The sequence below is a fragment of the Gordonia sp. HS-NH1 genome (genome assembly GCF_001418765.1).
Taxonomy (GTDB): Bacteria; Actinomycetota; Actinomycetes; order Mycobacteriales; family Mycobacteriaceae; genus Gordonia.
The window spans coordinates 161832-180655 of sequence record NZ_LIYC01000006.1; the positions used below are offsets into that span (position 1 = coordinate 161832).

Sequence of the window (18824 nt, forward strand, 5' to 3'; positions counted from 1 at the left end):
ATCGTGAATTCGCACAGCGCTGACGCAGAGGTCATCGATTCGCGGAGCGGCGGTACAGGATGAGCGACGCAGGTATGCACACCGCCAGTATGACCAGGGCCGAACCGACCGAGTAGCCGACCGCGTGGTCGGCGACCCATCCGGTGGCCTCGGGGAAGGTCGGGGGCGCCTCGTTGCCGAAGAGCTGCCGGGAGGCGGTCGCCACTGCGGTCACCGGATTCCACTCGGCGATCGCACGCAACGGCCCGGGCAGGCTCTGGGCGGAGATGAAGGCGCTCGACAGGAAGGTGACGGGGAACATCCACAGGAAGCCGATGCTCTGCGCGGCTTCGACATTCGGCGCGGCGAGACCGGTCACCGCACCCACCCACGCCATGGCGAGCGCGAACAGGCCGATGATGCCGAAGGCAAGGGCGGCGTCGCCCGCGCTGCCGTACACGCGCCATCCGATCGCCAGGCCGCAGGCGACCATCACCGCGAGACCGACCACGCCCAGGAGCATGTCGGAGGTGACCCGACCGCTGATGACGCCCAGCCGGGACATCGGCAGCGACCGCAGCCGGTCGACGATGCCGTCGGAGGTGTCGTTCGCCAGACCGACGGTGGTGAAGGCCGCGTTGAACACCACGGTCTGGGTGAAGATGCCGGCCATCAGGAATTCGCGGTAGGAGCCCCCGCCGAAGGTCGCGCCGAAGACGTAGGCGAACAGGAACACGAACATCAGCGGCTGGATGGTGGCACTGATGAGCAGTGTGGGAATTCGCTTGACGGTCAGCAGGTTCCGCTCGACCAGTACTGCGGTGTCAGTGAGCATGGAGTCGATCCGATCGGGTCGTCGGGGCGTGGGAGAGGTCGGGATCGGCGTCGGACACCCTCGGGATGACGGTGGTCTCGGCGTCGGCCGTCGCCTGTGCTCCGGCACTGCGGTCACTGCCGCCGTCGCTCGCCTGCGTGTTCCGCTCCGTGAGCGCCAGGAACACGTCGTCGAGGGTCGGGGTCGCGACGGTGGCGTCGACGACGTCGATGCCGACGGCATCCAGTGCCCGGACGGCGGAGACCGCGCTGCGCGTTCCCTCGTCGACCGGTACCGACCACTTCGTGACTCCGGCAGCCGTCTGCTCGGCGAGGGGTGCGTCGGTGCGGTCCGGGTCGTCGAGTCGTTCGGGCATCCCGAGTCCGACCTCGGCGAGTGTGGTGGCGACCAGCTCGTCGTGGTGGCCGTCGTCCGAACGCACCTCGATCGTGAGGATCGAGGCGCCGGTGGAGGCCTTGAGTGCGGCGGCGCTGCCCTGTGCCCGGATGCTGCCGTGGTCGATGACGGTGATCTCGTCCGCCAGCGCATCGGCCTCCTCGAGGTACTGCGTCGTCAGCAGTACGGTCGCACCGCCCGCGACCTGTTCGGTGATGACCTCCCACATCTGTCGGCGACCTCGCGGATCCAGCCCGGTGGTCGGCTCGTCGAGGATCACCAGTGACGGCCGGTTGATGAGGGCACCGGCGAGGTCGAGCCGCCGGCGCATGCCGCCGGAGTAGGTGCGCATCGGCCGGTCGGCCGCGTCCTGGAGCGCGAGGTCGGCGATCAGTTCGCGCGCCCGCCCGGAGGCCTCGGCCCGCGACAGTCCGTAGAGCTGCCCGACCATCCGCAGGTTCTCGAAACCGGTCAGGTTCCCGTCGACGGCCGCGTACTGGCCGGAGACGCCGATGATCTTGCGGGCGGCACCGGGATCGGCGATGGCGTCGACCCCGTCGACGAGGACGGTGCCCTCGTCGGGCTTCATCAGGGTCGCCACGGCGCGGACGGTCGTGGTCTTGCCCGCCCCGTTGGGTCCGAGCAGCGCGTGCACGGTGCCCGCGGGCACCGTGAGGTCCAGGCCGTCGAGGGCCTGAACGCGGCGGCCACGGCCGAACAGGCCGGTGCGGAATGTCTTTCGTAGGCCGCGCAGTTCGAGGGCGTTCGGCGCGGGGGTGACCGTGTCGGTGGACATTCCGCCGGGAGTCGTGTCCGGCGATGCGGTGTCCGCCGAGGTCGTGTCAGCCATACTGTGCCGCCCCATGTGTGACCTCCCTTTCAGTGTTCTGCGAACGTTCCATCGACCGGATCAGACTGGCGGGCCTCATGTCTCGCCAGTTCTCCTCGACGTACTCCAGGCACTCGTCGTGACCCGACGGACCGAACACGACGCGCCAGCCGTCGGGAACGGGGGCGAAGTCCGGCCACAGGGAATGCTGGTTCTCGTGATTGACGAGGACGCGAAAGGTCCCCTCGGTGTCGTCGAACGGGTTCGTCATGATTCCTCCTCCTGTGCTGTGATTCCCGGTGTGCCCGGGCCAGCCTCGATTGCGGTCATCCACTCGGAGACGTTCTCCGGCAGCAACATCCGCGCGTGGGTACTGCTGGCCTCGATCTCGACCACGCGACCGGTGACCTTCGTGTGCCAGCCGGCGACGGCCGGTGGACCGTCGTGGGCGTCCACGGTCGCGGTGACGAAGGTGAGGTCACCGTCGAAGACGCGGGGCTGCCAGTTCCGCGCCAGCGGTGACGCGTGCCGAAACACCTCGTGGACGGTGGTGAGCGTCTCCTCGGACAGACCGCCGAGTGCTCCGCCCGCGGCGGAGATGATCCGGAACGCGTCGGCGACCGTGGGTTCGGCGGAGTCGCCGTCCGGGATGACGTCGTCGGGGACGTCGAGTCCGAACTCGCGCATCAGCTCCGCGATCGACGCCTCGGTGTCGAGGTCGGGCCGTTCGGCGACGACATAGCTGTCGAGCAGGACGAGCTGCTCGACGGTCTCGCCGGCCTCCTGCAGCTGAACGGCCATCTCGTGGGCGATCAACCCGCCCAGCGACCAGCCGAGCAGGTGGTAGGGCCCCTCGGGTGCGACCGTGCGCAAGCGCGAGACGTAGACCTCGGCGAGGTCGGCGATCGTGCGCGGGCACGGGTCGCCGGCCAGCGCCGGATGCTGCAGGCCGTAGACCGCGCGGTCGGCGGGCAGGTGGGGAAGCAGCGAGGTGAAGCTCCAGGACAGGCCGATCGCCGGATGCACCACGAACAGTGGTGCGGGAGCGACGTTTCCGGCGTCCTCCGGGACGCGGCGCAGCGGCAGCAGTGTGTCGAGGCCCGACGTCGACGGACCGTCGGTCCGATTCGGATCCGCCTCCCCGTCGAGCAGGTCGGCGAGTTCGGCGGGACTCGGAGCCCCGAACAGCGTCTGCGCCGCGACGTGGAGCCCGGTGAGTTCGGTCAGTCTGCTGGTCACCGCGGTGGCCATCAGTGAGTTGCCGCCCAGGTCGAAGAACCCGTCGTCGGCGCCGACGGCGTCGATGTCGACCTCGAGGACCTCGGCGAAGACGCGGGCGACGGTCGCCTCGGTCCCGGGTGCCGGTGCTCTCCCCGAGGCGGACACGGCCGGCGTCGGCAGCGCCGCCCGGTCGAGTTTGCCGGTCGGGGTCAGCGGGATGTCGTCGAGCACGGAGACCGACACGGGCACCATGTGCCGCGGCAGACGGCGCGCCACCCGGCGCCGCAGATCCGCGGGGTCCGGATCGGACCCGCGGGTCGCGGTCACGTAGCTGCGCAGGATCGCCGCGGTTCCGGTGCCGTCCACCAGCGTGACGGCGAAGTCGACGTCGGGTTCGGCGGCGAGCGCGTCGTCGATCTCACCCAGTTCGATGCGGAACCCGCGGACCTGGACCTGGGTGTCACTGCGGCCGACGTAGGCGAGCTGCCCGTCGGCGGTCCAGCGGACCAGGTCGCCGGTGCGGTACATCCGCTGGCCGGCGAACCGCGGCCCGGTGACCATCGGTGCGGGGACGAACCGGATCGCGGTGAGTCCGGGCCGGCGGTGGTAGCCGCGCGTGAGCTGGACACCCGTCAGGTACAGGTCCCCGGTGACGCCGGGCGGCACCGGGTGCAGCCGATCGTCGAGGACGAGCGCGCCGACGCCGTTGTTCGGGGTGCCGATCGTCAGCGGCGTGTTCGGGGTCAGCGAACGGCTGCCGGTCGTGATGATCGTCGTCTCGGTGGGGCCGTAGACGTTGATCATCGTGCGACCTGGCGACCAGCGCCGCACGAGATCGGCCCCGTAGGCCTCGCCACCGACTGCGAGAGCGCGCAGGGACGGCACAGCGGCGGGATCCATGCTGGCGACCGCGGCGGGGGTGATGAACGCATGCGTCGCCTGGCGCGCACTGATCACGTCGCTGAGCGCGGTACCGCCGTAGACGTGCGGTTCCACGATGGTCAGCGCCGACGAACCGGCCAGCGCGAGGAGCATTTCCAACACCGAGGCATCGAAACTCGGTGAGGCGAAGTGCAACACGCGCGACGTGGGTCCGGGATTCATGCGCTCGGCGAGCTCGTCGTGCACGGCACGCAAGCCACTGTGCGGGACCAGCACGCCCTTGGGCTTACCGGTCGACCCCGATGTGTAGATGATGTACGCCAACTGATCCGGACGGATCGTCGACTCCCGCTCGGCGTCGGTGATCGGTGCCGGCGACGAGTGCTTCATGCGGGTCCGGGTCGGCGCCGCGTCGAGGACCAGGGTCGGTACGTCGTCTCCGGCCGAGCTCTCCCGGATGCGTTCCCAGGCGGACGACGTCGTCACGAGCAGCTGCGCGCCGCTGTCGTCGAGCATGTGCGCGATTCGGTCGGCGGGATACTCCGGGTCGATCGGGACATACGCGGCGCCGGCCTTCACGATCGCCCAGATCGCCACCAGGGAATCGATGGAACGGCTGATCGCCATCGCGACCACCGGCTCCCGGGACGACCGGACGTCGGGACCCACGGTTCCCGGCTCGTCGTCCGTCCGTGCGTAGGCGCCGACCCCGCGGCCGAGCAGCACCCGGGCCAGCCGGTTCGAGCGGGCGTCGAGTTCGGCATACGTGAGTGTCTCGGGGGCGTCGCCGTCCCCGGTGGGCTGCCCGATGACGGCGAGTCCGTCCGGGTGACGTCGCACGGCGTCGGCGATCAGCACGTCCAGCGTCGTCGGCGCCTGGCCGCGCGGGCCCAGAGCGGGGGTGCGTTCGGCGACCTCGAGTGGGTCGGTGATGCGGATGTCGCCGATCGCGCGCCCGGGATCGCCGAGCATCCCGCGCAGCACACGCATCAGACGTGTCCCCAGCATCTGGGCGTCGTCGTGGCCGTATCGGGCGGCGTCATAGGTGATCTGGACGGCGGCGTCGGTGTCGGCGTCGGTGGCACCCAGGCCGGTGACGGTGAACTGCAGGTCGAACTTGGCCGCGAGTGAATCGAATTCGGCCACCTCGGCGAGGAGTCCGTCGTCCATCGGGACGGCGGCCCCGGCGAGGGAGTCCGCGCCGCCGACCGGCGTCGGTGCGCCGCCGGCGAAGTCGTGCACCGACAGCGCCACCTGGAAGATCGGGTGGCGTCCGTGTGCGCGTTCGGGATTGAGCGCGGACACCACGTCGTCGAACGGCACGCCCCGGTGATCGAGGGCGTCGATGTCGGAGTCGCGGGTACGGCGGACGAGCGCTGCGACGGTCTCCGCGCTGCGCAGGTGGCTCCGCAGCGGCACCATGTTCACGAACATGCCGACCACGCCGCTGTAGTCGCGGTCGACGCCGGCCATCCCGGTGCGGTTGTCGACGGGGCTGCCGATCACCAGATCGTCACCGACCCCGAGGCGGTGCAGCAGGATCGCGAGCGCGGTGTGCATGACGGAGAACGGAGTCGTCGACTGCTCGCGGGCGAAAGCGGTCAGGCCCGCCCTGGTGTGTGCCGGAAGCTTGAGGCTCACCGACCGGGCGCCGGATTCGCGTCGCCCACCGGTCACCGGTTCGACCGTGCTCTCGGCGGGCGCACCCGCGAGGTGCTCGGTCCAGAACTCCAGCTCTTCTCCGGCCGCGGGCGCTGCCGCACTCTCGACGGCGTGGTCGCGGTAGTCGAGTTCAGCTGCCGCCCACTGCTCGGCGCGGCCGGCGCGTCGTTCGCGGTAGGCCTGGGCCAGGTCGCCGACGAGGATCGGCAGCGACGCGCCGTCGGCCGCGATGTGGTGCACGACGAGCATCAGGACATGGGCGGGATCGTCGGCCCGGGTGCCGGGCTCGACGAGGAGGGACGCCCGGAGCGGGGCCTCGGTGGTCGGGTCGATCGGCGTCGATGCGAGACGCGCGATCTCGCCCATGAGAGCGTCCGTGTCCGCGGGAGCGACCGGGGTCAGCGCGCCGACGACGGCCTCGGGGTCGTCGAGCACCCGGCCGGACGGGGTGCCGTCCGCGGCCTCGAAGACCGTCCGCAGGCTCGTGTGCCGTGCGACGACATCGGTCAAAGCTCCTCGGAGGGAGTCGACGTCGACGTCGCCGGCGAGTCGCAGGACGAAGGGCATGAGGTATTCGGTCGACGCGGGGTCGGCGACCGCCAGCGACCACAGGCGGCGCTGGACCGGTGCGAGCGGGAACGTATCCCGTCGAACCGGGCGGCCGGTCGCGTCGTCGGCGGTGGCTTCCCAGTCCTCGGGCAGGCTGATGAGGCCGGCGAGCGCCTCGGCGGTCGGGTTGTCGAACACGTCCCGGACGCGGAGCCGGCCGTCGATGGACGCCCGGTTGATCCGGCTGACCAGCGTCGTCGCCTGCAGCGAGGTGCCGCCCAGCTGGAAGAAGTCGTCGGTGGCCCCCACCTCGTCAGGGGCGAGCCCGAGCACGTCGGCGACGATCTCGACCAGCGCGGTCTCGGCGTCGGTCCGCGGCGCGCGGCCGGCGGACGAGATGCTGCTCGCCGAGGGTTCCGGCAGCGCCCGGCGGTCGAGCTTGCCGTTGCCGGTCAAGGGGATCTCGTCGAGCACGACGATCGCGGACGGGACCATGTGGCGGGGGAGCCTGCGGCGCATGTCCTCGAGAACCGTTGCGGTGTCCAGGGTCTCGACCGAGCTGGTGACGTATCCGACCAGGGTGGCCGATGCGCTCTCGCCGCGGACGACGGTGGTGGCGAAGTCGACTCCGTCGACGGCCGCCAGCGCGGCGCTCACCTCGTCGAGTTCGATGCGGAAACCGCGAACCTTCACCTGGTTGTCGCTGCGTCCGTGGTAGGTCAGTGCGCCCGCGGCGTCGCGGTGGACGATGTCGCCGGTGCGGTACATGACGGACCCGCGGCCGACCGGGGACGCCACGAATCGTCCGGCGGTCAGGCTCCGCCGGCCCAGGTAGCCGCGTGCCACTCCCGGTCCGGCGAGGTAGAGCTCGCCGGGGACGTGGTCGGGCAGCGGGCGCAGCCGGTGGTCGAGGACGAGTGCGGTGCACTCGTGGACCGGTGTGCCGATGGTGATCGGGTCACCCGGGTGTAGTGGCGTCGACATCGCGGCGACGATGGTCGTCTCGGTGGGTCCGTAGCAGTTGATGTAGCGTCGGCCGGTTCCCCAGCGCGCCACCAGCTCCGGGGTGCTCGCCTCGCCGCCCACACCCAGGGTCCGCAGGTGGGGCAGCGGATGCGGGGCGGCGGCGGCGAGCGCCGACGGGGTGATGAACGCGTGGGTCACCTCCCGTTCGTCGAGGAACTCGACGAGTTCGTCTCCGCCGTAGATCGTGGTCGGCGCGACCACCATCGTCGCGCCGGACTCGACCGCGAGGAGGAACTCCAGCATCGATGCGTCGAACGAGGGGGAGGCGAACAGCAGGGTGCGGTCACCCGGGCCGACCTCGTACCGTTCCCGCTGGCTCGCCGCGAAGGCGGCCAGGCCGCGATGGGTCACGCTGACGCCCTTGGGTTTTCCGGTGGATCCCGAGGTGTAGACGATGTAGGCGACCGAATCCGGGTGCCGCACCGGGGAACCCAACGCCGAGCGCTCGCTCGTGCACAGGTCCTGCGGGGTGAGCCACCAGATGTCGTGCGGCACATCGCGGCGGTGATCGGAGCCGCTGATACCCAGGATGGCCCCGGAATCGGCGATCATGTGCGCGATCCGCTCGGCCGGGTAGCGCATGTCGACCGGCAGGGCGGCGGCACCGGACTTGGCCACCGCCCATGTGGCGATCACCGACTCCAAGCTGCGATCGACGGCGATCGCGATCACGTCCTCAGGTCCGACCCCGAGATCGCGCAGCACGCGGGCCCAGCGAGCGGAGATCTGGTCGATCTCGGCGTAGGTGAGGGTGCGGTCGCCGTCCTCGATGGCGACTCGATCGGAGTGATCGATGACGGTGTCGGCGATGATGTCGGCGAGGTGTCTCGGCTCGACGGTCCGGTCGTCGTGGACATCGGCGTCGATGGTGTTCGCGAGATCGTCGCCGACGGCGAGGTCGTCGAGAGGTGTGGACGGGTCCGCGGCGACCGTACGCGCGAGGTCGACGAACATCCGGGCCAGTTCGGTGACACGCTCGGAACTGTGGACGTCGGTCGCATAGGTGAACCGCGCGCGCCCGTTGCGGATTCGCAGCTCGAGGTCGAATCGCACACCCTCGGTGTCGATCTCCTCGGCGACGATCTGCAGGCCGGGCAGGTCCACTCTGGTGTGGTCCGGCTCGAGGGTGTCGGAGACCCCGGCGTCGAAGGCCAGGGCGATCTGGAACACCGGATGCCGGTCCGTCCGAGGCGGATTGAGCATCGAGACGATCTGCTCGAACGGCATGTCGGCGGCCGAGAGTGCTTCGAGATCACGGTTGCGGACGGAGTCGAGCAATGTCGCGAACCCCTGACTCCCGTCGACCGGGGTCCGGAGGACGACGGAGTTCACGAACATGCCGACGATCTCGGCCAGGCGGGGATCGGCGCGTCCGGCGACCGGGGTGCCGATGACGATGTCCGATGCCGAGCCGGCGACGTGCACCTGGGGGTCGGCATTCAGCCGGTGCAGCAGGGCGGCGAACACCGCGTGCACGCACATGAACTCGGTCGCCCGGCCGTTGCCCAGGGCGCTGAGGCGGTTGCGCAGCCCGGCGTCGAACTCGACCTCGACGACACCCGCGGTCCGGGTGGCCCCGGCCGGTGCGTCGGGTACGAGGATCGGTCCGACATCGAGGCCGTCGAGGTCCTCTCGCCACCGGTCGGCCAGATCCGGCCGGGTGTCGAGGTACTGCGCCTGCCAGCGCAGGTAGTCACGGTAGTCCAGGGCCCCGGGGTTGGCGGTGACCGTGGGTTCGGTGCCGTTCTCGGCGGCGGTATGCAGCTCGGCGTACGCGCGGGTGATGTCGCGGTGCAGCGGCACCATCGACCAGCCGTCGGCGGCGATGTGGTGGATGACGAGGGTCAGCTTGTGGTGTGCCGCGTCGCCGTCGATCCGGTGCAGCGCGACCCGCAGCGGCACGTCGGCGGTGAGGTCGAACGGACGGCGGGCCAGCGCCTGCGCGAGCTCCGGCCAGTCGGTCGCGGTCGTCTCGGCGACGGTGAGGTCGGTGTGCGCCTCGTCGACGGGACGCACGTCGAGGACAGGTCGTCCGTCGTGTTCGGGGTACACCGTGCGCAGCATCTCGTGGCGTCCGACGGCGTACCGGAGTGCGCCGGACAGCGCTGCCACGTCGAGGTCGCCGCGGAGATCCAGAGCGAAGGCGATGGCGTAATCGGCGGTCGGCGAGCCGTTCTCGACCTCCATGCGGCGTTCACCGGCGTCGGAACCGGCCGCGAGCTGGTTGAGGAACCACAACTGCTGCTGGGCGGGCCCGGGATGGGCCGGGCGGTCCGGATCGTGCCGCAGGTCGGGCAGGGTGTGCGTTTCGACGACAGATGTGTCGCCCGTGTCGGCGCCGCCGAGCCGGGCGATGCCGGCGACGGTCGAGTGGTCGAAGACCTCGCGGACGGGGATGCGACGCCCGGTGAGGTTCTCGAGCGCGCCGACGATCTGGGTGGCCAGCAGCGAGTTGCCGCCGAGATCGAAGAAGTCGTGATCGCGCCCGATGGTGCCGGGTTCGAGCTCGAGACGCTCGGCGATGAGGTCGGCGACGGCCCGCTCGATCGGGGTCCGCGGCGCGTCGAACGCGACGTCTCCGCCGACCGACGCGGCTTCCGGCGCCGGCAGTGCCCGGAGGTCGACCTTGCCGATCGGGGTCGTGGGGATCTCGTCGAGTTCGATGATGGCGGACGGGATCATGTGCCGAGGGAGCCGTTGCGCCAACCGGTCCCGCACCGCCGCGGCCTGACCGTGCTCGCCGTCGGTGACCGTCACGTACGACACGAGATGCGCGCGGTCGCCTTCGCCGTGCGTGGTGGTGACGGCGGCACGGACAGCATCGTCGGCGACGAGGGCGGCATCGATCTCACCGAGTTCGATGCGATGCCCGCGGATCTTGGTCTGGTGGTCGGCGCGCCCGCGGAACTCGAGTTCGTGGTCGGGGGTCCATCGCACGAGGTCGCCGGTGCGGTACATCCGCTCACCGGGATCGCCGTACGGGTTGGCGATGAACCGCTTGGACGTCAAGGGCCGGACACCGTGGTAACCGCGGGCGAGATGCTCACCGGCGATGTACAACTCGCCGATCGCGCCGGGGGCCACCGGGCGCAGGCGCTCGTCGAGCACCACCGCGGAGATTCCGCGGATGGGCCGGCCGATCGTGAGCGTCGTGTAGTCGGGGCTGATCGGCGACGACACCGCGGCGACGACGGTGGTCTCGGTGGGACCGTAGGCGTTGAACAGCTGCGGGCCGCTCGACCAGGTGCGCACCACCTCGGAGTTCGGGTGCTCGCCGCCGATGACGAGAGCCTCCAGGTCGGGGACGTCGTCCGGGGACATGGTCGTCAGCACCGACGGGGTCAGGAACGCGTGCGTGATCCGCGCGTCGCGCATGAGCTCGGCGAGCTCGGCGCCGCCGACGATTCCCGGCGGGACGATGTGCATCGTCGAGCCGGCGGAGACGGCCATCAGGATCTCCAGCACCGACGCGTCGAAGCTCGGCGAGGCCATGTGCATCGTCCGGCTCCGGGGGGTGATCCCGTACTGGGTGACCTGCTGCGCGCCGAAGTCGGCGAGTCCGCGGTGGCTGACCACCACGCCCTTCGGTGTGCCGGTGGTGCCGGAGGTGTAGATCAGGTAGGCGGGCTGGTCGACGTCGAGGACACCGAGGCGGTCCGAATCGGCCACGGGGGCGGGCGATTCGGCGTCGATGCGGTCGCGGGTGGCCGGGTCGTCGAGCACGACGGTCGTGATCTCGCCGCCGGCGCGTGGATCGGACGCGCTGTCGGTGACGAGCAGCTGCGTCCCCGAGTCGGTCAGCATGTGTTCGATGCGAGCCGCCGGGTAGGCGGGATCGACCGGGACCCAGGCTGCGCCGGTGCGGGCGATCGCCCACATCGTGGTCATCCACTCCACGCCTCGCGGGAGGGCCACGGCCACATGACGTTCGGGACCGGCCCCGCCCTCGATGAGCAACCGCGCCAGCCGGTTCGACGCCGCGTCGAGCTCTCGATAGGTCAGCGACCGGGTGCCGTCGGTGACCGCGATGCGGTGCGGCGAGGACTCCGCGGCCGCGGACAGCAGCCGCGTCAGGTGCTCCACGGGGCGGCTGCCCTCGCCGACGGCCGGCACGAGGTCGAGACGCTCGTGCAGGTCGAGGACGGGCAGGTCGCCGACGGGTGTGCCCGGGTCGGCGGTCGCGGCGTCGAGCAGACGGATCAGGCGCGAGCCCAGCCCGGCCACCGTGTCCCGGTCGAACAGTGCGGTGGCATAGCCGATCTCGAGGGTGAGACCCGTCGGTTCGCCGGTCGCCCCGCGCACCTCGGTGAAGGTGAACTGCAGGTCGAAGGTGGTGCGGCCGGTGTCCACACGGGACGCGGTCGCCGCGAGCCCGGCGAAGTCGAGGCGGATCGCGGAGCGGTCCTCCAGGGCCAGCGACACCTGGAAGAACGGGTGGACGTTGCCCGACCGGACCGGATTCAGCTCCGTCACGAGACGGTCGAACGGCATGTCGGCGTTGTCGAACGCGTTCAGGTCGGTGTTCCGTACCCGGGCGACCAGATCCGCGAACGGCAAGTCCTTGTCGACGTCGGTGCGCAACGCGAGCGAGTTGACGAACATGCCGACGAGGTCGTCGAGGTCGGCCTCGCCGCGCCCGGACACCGGTGTGCCGACGATGACATCGGAGGTCTGCGCGAGGGATCGCAGCAGGAGCGCGACCGATGCGTGGAGCACCATGAACACGGTGGCATCGGCATCGGCGGCGACGGTCCGGATCGCGCCGTAGGTGTCGGTGTCGATCGTCGACGTCACCGACGAGCCGGACCGGCCGGTGACCTCGGAGTCCCGGGTCCGGGGCCGGTCGAGGGGCAGTTCGGTCTCGCCCGGCGCCCCGTCGAGCGTGGTCCGCCAGAAGTCGAGTTCGGCCGCGGCGTGGGGACTCTCGTCGAGCCAGGCGTGACGCGCGGCGCTGGTCTGCGAGTAGCTGACCGGCAGTTCGGCCCACGTGGGCTCGTTCCCGTCGCGACGTGCTCGATAGGCGGTGGCCAGGTCACCGGCGAGGGGTGCCAGCGACCAGCCGTCGGCCGCGATGTGATGGACGACCATCGTCAGGCGGTGATCGTCGTCGGCGGTGCGGACGAGGCGCGCGCGAACGGGGATCTCGGCGGCCAGGTCGAAGGGGATCGAGGCGAAGTCGCGATCCGGGCACTGCGCGATGTCGGCGGTCGCGAGGACCGGCAGGTCGACGTCGACCGTATCCGGATCGGCCGCGGAGATGCATGCCACACCGTCGATCTCGGCGACGACGCTGCGCAGCGGCTCGTGTCGGCGGACCACGTCGACGAGCGCCGCGCGGAGCGCATCGGTGTCGAGGGCGCCGACGAAGCGGACGGTGAACGGCATGTTGTAGGTGGCCGCGGACGCCGGGTCCAGTCGGGTCGCCAGCCACAGGCGGTGCTGGGCGGGGGACAGCGGCACGGCTCCGGACGCGGTCCGGCCGGCGGTGTCGTCGGCCCCGGTGGGACCCGTGGCGGCCGGATGGTCGGAGTCGACGCCGAGGTCGGTGAGGGTGGCGACGATGCCGGCGAGGTCGTCGGCGTCGAACACCGTGCGGATCCCGATCCGGTTGCCGGTCGCCCGGGACAGGCGCGACGCCATCCGCGTGGCCGACAGCGACGATCCGCCGATCTCGAAGAAGTTGTCGCTCAGCGAGACCGACGCCGACCCGGCATGCGGGGAACGCCCGGACCGGCGGTCGGATGCGTCGTCCTGCAGATCCAGCACATCGGCGACGGTGGTGACGACGAGGCGTTCGAGCGCGGTACGGGCGGGGACGAACTCGCGGTGGGTCCGTAGGTCCGGCCGGGGCAGGGCGCGGCGGTCGAGCTTGCCGTTGGCGGTGGTGGGCAGGGAGTCGAGGACCATGATCGCGGTGGGGATCATGTGATCCGGTAGCGCGGTGCGGAGTTCGGCGCGCAGGTCACGGTCGGCGAGTCCGGTGCCGGTGACGTAGCCGACGATCGCGGCTTCGCCGGCGACCAGGTCGTCGCGGATCACCACGCCGGCGGCGGTGACGTCGTCGAGGGCACTGAGCGTCGATTCGATCTCACCCAGCTCGACGCGCTGGCCGCGGATCTTCACCTGGGAGTCGGTGCGGCCGAGGTACTCCAGCTCGCCCGTGGCGTTCAGGCGGACGAGATCTCCGGTGCGGTAGAGCCGCTCGCCCGGGGTCTCGGGCGAGGCGACGAAACGCGACGCGGTCAGGTCCGCGCGTGACCGGTAGCCGCGGGCCAGCTGGACACCGCCGAGATAGAGTTCGCCGATCGCGCCGGGCGGCTGCGGCCGCAGGCGGTGGTCGAGCACGTGGACGCTGGTGTTCCACACCGGGGAACCGATCGGGATCACCGAGAGGTCCGCGCGGCAGTCGTCGTGATGGGTGACATCGATCGCGGCTTCGGTGGGACCGTAGAGGTTGTGGATCGGCGCGGCGGTCAGCGTCGCCGTGGCGCCGACGGTCGAGGGCGTCAGAGCCTCACCGCTGGTGAAGATCTGACGCAGGCTCGTCAGCATCGAGGAGTCGTCGGCGTCGAGAGCCGCGGTGAAGGCGGCCAGCATCGAGGGGACGAAGTGCACGGTGGTGACGCGGTGCTCGGCGATCACGTCGCGCAGGTACCACGGGTCGCGGTGTCCGTCGGCGCTCGGCACGACCAGTGCGGCCCCGGTGGTGAAGGGCCAGAAGAACTCCCACACAGACACGTCGAAGGTGGACGGGGTCTTCTGCAGCACCCGATCATCGGCGTCGAGTGCATAGCGGGACTGCATCCACGCGAGGCGGTTGACGATGGCGCGGTGAGTGATGACCACGCCCTTGGGCTTTCCGGTGGAGCCCGAGGTGAACAGCACATATGCGGCCGCGTCGGGACCCGGGCGCGCCGGAGCGGCCCCATCGGCGTCCTCGTCGGCGCGCAGATCGGCGAGCACCGCGTCGGTGATGACGAGATCGGGCGAGGCCACCTCGAGAATGTGGCCGAGACGATCGGCGGGTTCGGCCGGGTCGATCGGCAGGAACGCGGCGCCGGCACGGATGACGGCGTGCAGAGCCAGGACCTGGTCGGTGCTGCGGTGCAGTTGAACACCGACGACGCTCTCGGGGCCGATCCCGCGACGCGTGAGCGCCGCAGCGATCTGTGTTGCTGCGCGGGCGAACTCGCGATGGGTGAGCGAGTGCCCATCCTGTGCATCGGTCACCGCGGTGGCGTCGGGGTGGGCGGCGGCTCCCCCGTCGAGCAGGTCGACGAGCGTTGTGTCGCCGTGGTCGACCCGTTCCCCGGTCATGCGCTCGGGTAGCGCTTCGCGTTCGGCGTCGGTCAGGAGGTGCAGGTCCGACATCCTCGTGTCGCCGGGCGCACCGACGAAGGCGGTCACGAAGTCGACGAGACGACGGTGGTGGGTGGTGACGTCGTCGTCCGGGTAGATGTTCGGATTCGCCTCGAGGTCCAGGGTCATCCCGCCGTCGAGGCTGTCGTACACGTTGACCGACAGGTCCTCGATCGGTCCGGTGGACAGGACGTGCAATTCGCCCTTGAGCGGGCCGAAGTCGATGTGCTGGAAGAACAGCATGACGTTGACGAGCGGGCCGAAGAAGCCACGCCGCGCCCCCGCTGCCCCGAGGATCTGGGAGGTGATGTCCTCGTGCCGGAACTTCTGGTGCCGGACGGCGGACTTGATCTCCGCGTTGACCGATTTCAGCAGATCGGTCACGGTGGCGGAATCGTCGTGGAGCGCGATACGCAACGGGACGACGTTGGAGGTCAGACCCGCCGAGGTGCGCAGCACGTCGCGGTCGCGGGCCGCGACCGGCAGGCTCAGCATGGCCTCGTCGCGGTCGGTGTAGCGCGCGACGTAGGCGGCCACCGCAGCGGTGATGACCGACGCCGGCCGGACCCGGTGGCTGTGTCCGAGCTCGCGGATCCGGGCGACGAGGGTGTCGTCGAGGACCGCCGATCGGACGACCGACAACGGCGCGGCCGGAGCGGAAAGGCTGGTGAGAGTGGTCATCTCGGGCATATCGGCCAGATGGGACGCCCAGTGCTCGCGGTCCTCGGCGAACTTGGCGGAGGCACGGTACTCGCGGTCGAACTCGGCGATGTCGACCATCGACGCGGTGTCCGCGATCGGCGGCGGCGTTCCGTTCACGATCGCCGTGTAATGCGAGGCGACACGAAGCATCATGTACATCGCGGCATAGCCGTCGAAGCCGATGTGGTGACCGTGGCAATACCAGATCGAGTGTCCGGGACCCACTTTGAGCAGGTGTGTCTCGAGGATGTTGTCGGCGAAGACGTCTGAGCTGGCACTTCGCCGGCGGTCGATCCAGGCCAGTGCGGCCGCGCGCGGGTCCTCGGCGTCTGAGAAGTCCTGTCGACCCAGCACCACGTGCTGCGACCGGTCGAGAACCATCATCGGTTCGCCGTCGTCGGTCGGGATCAGCCGCAGCAGCGGGGCCTCGGTCTCACTCTCGGTGAGGGTGACAGCACGCTGCATGATGTCCGGATCGACGTCGACGAGTGGGTCGTCACCGCTCTCGCCCTGCGGACCCGATGTGTCGCCGCGGAATTCGACGAACGCGTCGATGGTCATCGGCACGTCCGGCTCGAGCTGCTGGGCGTAGAAGATGCCGCGCTGAGCGGCGGTCATCGGGATCGTCAGGTCGGTGTCGATGTCGGTAGCAACGGTGTTCCGGACCGCGTCGTCTGTGGTCACGCGTGCCTCCCCTGTGAGTGCGTGCCCGCACGGCAGCGTCGAACCCGGCTCGGACTGGGGGATTCGAACTCCGGTCATCGCTCACGGGGCTGGTGGCCCCGAGTCGAGGACTTGCCGTCAGGCCGCAGTTGTCGGACTGAACTGCGGAGCCCGGGGAGCATGGTGACCGTTCGGCTCACGATCGGCAGCCGAGAATTACCCCCGGCGCTGACACGCCCCCCGTGTTTCGCTCCCTTCCGGCTCGCACTGATTGCTCGCCGGACGGGCTTGTGTCTGGTCGATCTCGTCTCATGGGTGCTTCGCGTGGCGGTGCACCCCAGATGGGTCAGTGCGCGGAAAACTTTGCCGGCCCGGCGTCATCCGAAACCCCCGCTCGGTCGCCGGGACCATCGATTTGGCCGGGACCTGGGCATTCCCCTACACTTGTGGGGTTGCCTGCGGCGCCGCTGTGTCGCGAATCGGCTCACGAACCCACTGGGGCGGACGGCCCGGGTGTCACAACCTGGTCAAAACCCCAGGCAGGCGTGTGTTCGATGGCAACAGACCGTGTGCGTCGGGTCGGAAATCCGCCGTACATAAGAAGCCAGGTCAAGGAGACTAACGAGTGATTCAGCAGGAATCCCGCCTGCGAGTCGCCGACAACACCGGTGCCAAGGAGATCTTGTGCATCCGCGTGCTCGGCGGTTCCTCGCGGCGCTACGCCGGCATTGGCGACGTCATCGTCGCCACTGTCAAGGACGCCATCCCGGGCGGCAACGTCAAGAAGGGTGAGGTCGTCAAGGCCGTCATCGTGCGCACCACCAAGGAGCGCCGTCGTGCGGACGGAAGCTACATCCGCTTCGACGAGAACGCCGCCGTCATCCTCAAGGGTGAGAGCGACCCCCGCGGAACCCGCATCTTCGGCCCGGTCGGCCGTGAGCTGCGTGAGAAGAAGTTCATGAAGATCGTATCGCTGGCACCGGAGGTGATCTGACATGAAGGTCCACAAGGGTGACACCGTGATCGTCATCTCGGGCAAGGACAAGGGCGCCAAGGGCAAGGTCATCCAGGCCTTCCCGAAGACCCAGCGTGTCCTCGTCGAGGGCGTCAACCGAATCAAGAAGCACACCGCCGCGTCGGCCAACGAGCGCGGTGCCTCCTCCGGAGGCATCGTGACCCAGGAAGCCTCGATCCACGTCTCGAACGTGATGGTCGTGGACTCCGACGGCAACCCGACTCGCGTCGGCTACCGCGTCGACGAGGAAACGGGCAAGAAGGTCCGGATCTCGCGCAAGAGCGGGAAGGACATCTGACATGACCTCTACTGAACCCAAGATCCAGCCGCGCCTGAAGACTCGCTACCGCGAGGAGATCAAGGACACGCTGAACAAAGAGTTCGAATACCCCAACGTGATGCTGATCCCGGGCGTCGTGAAGGTCGTCGTGAACATGGGCGTCGGCGACGCCGCCCGTGACGCGAAGCTGATCAACGGCGCCGTCGAGGATCTGGCCAAGATCACCGGCCAGAAGCCGGAGATCCGTCGCGCTCGCAAGTCCATCGCACAGTTCAAGCTGCGCGAGGGCATGCCGATCGGTGCGCGCGTCACCCTCCGTGGCGACCGCATGTGGGAGTTCCTGGACCGTCTCGTGTCCATCGCCCTCCCGCGTATCCGCGACTTCCGCGGCCTGTCGGACCGTCAGTTCGACGGCAACGGCAACTACACGTTCGGCCTGAACGAGCAGTCGATGTTCCACGAGATCAACATCGACAACATCGACCGGCCCCGCGGTATGGACATCACCGTCGTGACGTCGGCCACCACGGACGACGAAGGCCGGGCGCTGCTGCGTGCCCTGGGCTTCCCGTTCAAGGACAACAACGTTAAGGACAACTGACATGGCAAAGAAGGCTCTGGTCAACAAGGCCAACAAGAAGCCCAAGTTCGCCGTGCGGGCCTACACCCGGTGCAACAAGTGCGGCCGCCCGCACTCGGTGTTCCGCAAGTTCGGCCTGTGCCGTATCTGCCTGCGCGACATGGCGCACGCCGGCGAGCTGCCGGGCGTGCAGAAGTCCAGCTGGTGATTTTCACCCCTCGGATTTCGTAGCATCAATGCGCTCATAGCGCGCATTCCAGCTGCCGATTCAGCAACAGCCCCACCTCGCTCACGCGAAGTGGGGCTGTTGCTGTCAGCGGGTCGCGGCCCATTCGTCGACGAGGCGCGGAAGCTTCTTCGCGTTCGCGGAGAGCGACCGCTGATACGCGCGGATCGCCAGCGCGTCGGCGAGCTTCCCGACAGCCCCGCCGACGCCTGCGTTGCGGATGCGGTAGGTGAGTTCGACGCCGCGGCGGACCTCCGCGAACGTGGCAGAGATGGCGAACTCGAGCGGTGACTCCGTCGAGGAGAACTCGGTGGCCGCGTGCGCATCCACCCGCGTGAACTCGCCGCTCCAGTCGACCGCGCGGCCGAGGCCCTTCATCTGCCCCCGCCACACGGTCCCCACCGCGACCGGCCCGTCGGTGACGGTCTCGACGCCGATCACGCCGGGCGTCAGCGCCGCGACGTGCTCCGGGATGAGGCAGTACTCCCACACCGTGGTGAGGGGTTGTCGGACGAGGACGGTCGCGCTTGCTTCGGGCATGGCGTCGACGTTACCTTCCCGTCGGATTCGGTAGCGAAAGATGGTGTATAGCACCGATTCTCGCTACGAAATCCCGGTCGGTCAGCGGCCGAGGATGCCGC

General features: G+C 69.7%; 9 protein-coding genes. 4 read left to right on the forward strand and 5 right to left on the reverse strand.

Translation table 11 applies throughout. The features are described from left to right. Window positions 1–31 precede the first annotated feature (31 nt). Genes AMD30_RS07115 through AMD30_RS07130 form a run of 4 tightly spaced genes read right to left on the reverse strand, consistent with a single transcriptional unit; the run spans window position 32 to window position 16103 of the window. Window positions 32–814, reverse strand: a complete 783-nt coding sequence (locus AMD30_RS07115; protein ID WP_010842243.1) for an ABC transporter permease — start codon at window positions 812–814, stop codon at window positions 32–34. Further along, entirely contained in the window at window positions 804–2054 is a 1251-nt protein-coding gene (locus AMD30_RS07120; protein WP_442902689.1) for an ABC transporter ATP-binding protein, read from the reverse strand. Before AMD30_RS07120 ends, AMD30_RS07115 begins: the two co-directional genes overlap by 11 nt. Continuing rightward, window positions 2032–2289: an MbtH family protein gene (locus AMD30_RS07125; RefSeq protein WP_010842241.1), complete on the reverse strand. Its 258-nt coding sequence runs from the start codon at window positions 2287–2289 to the stop codon at window positions 2032–2034. Before AMD30_RS07125 ends, AMD30_RS07120 begins: the two co-directional genes overlap by 23 nt. Next, window positions 2286–16103, reverse strand: a complete 13818-nt coding sequence (locus AMD30_RS07130) for a non-ribosomal peptide synthetase (RefSeq protein ID WP_055475165.1) — start codon at window positions 16101–16103, stop codon at window positions 2286–2288. Before AMD30_RS07130 ends, AMD30_RS07125 begins: the two co-directional genes overlap by 4 nt. A 604-nt stretch (window positions 16104–16707) precedes the next feature. On the opposite strand from AMD30_RS07130, the gene rplN reads away from it, so the two are divergent. The 4 genes from rplN to AMD30_RS07150 are packed head-to-tail and all read left to right on the forward strand — an operon-like array spanning window position 16708 to window position 18165. Then, entirely contained in the window at window positions 16708–17076 is a 369-nt protein-coding gene (gene rplN, locus AMD30_RS07135) for a 50S ribosomal protein L14 (RefSeq protein ID WP_004019493.1), read from the forward strand. A 1-nt stretch (window position 17077) separates the two neighbouring features. Continuing rightward, window positions 17078–17395 (forward strand): 50S ribosomal protein L24, encoded by a 318-nt coding sequence (gene rplX, locus AMD30_RS07140; protein ID WP_005197643.1) that lies wholly within the window; start codon window positions 17078–17080, stop codon window positions 17393–17395. 1 nt (window position 17396) lies between these two features. Next, window positions 17397–17978 (forward strand): 50S ribosomal protein L5, encoded by a 582-nt coding sequence (gene rplE / locus AMD30_RS07145; RefSeq protein ID WP_055475154.1) that lies wholly within the window; start codon window positions 17397–17399, stop codon window positions 17976–17978. A 1-nt stretch (window position 17979) separates the two neighbouring features. After that, complete coding sequence (locus tag AMD30_RS07150) at window positions 17980–18165, forward strand: type Z 30S ribosomal protein S14 (protein ID WP_004019490.1); 186 nt, start codon at window positions 17980–17982, stop codon at window positions 18163–18165. A 105-nt stretch (window positions 18166–18270) separates the two neighbouring features. Here AMD30_RS07150 and AMD30_RS07155 read toward each other — a convergent pair whose 3' ends face one another. Next, entirely contained in the window at window positions 18271–18723 is a 453-nt protein-coding gene (locus AMD30_RS07155; protein ID WP_055475155.1) for an SRPBCC family protein, read from the reverse strand. Window positions 18724–18824: the final 101 nt, after the last annotated feature.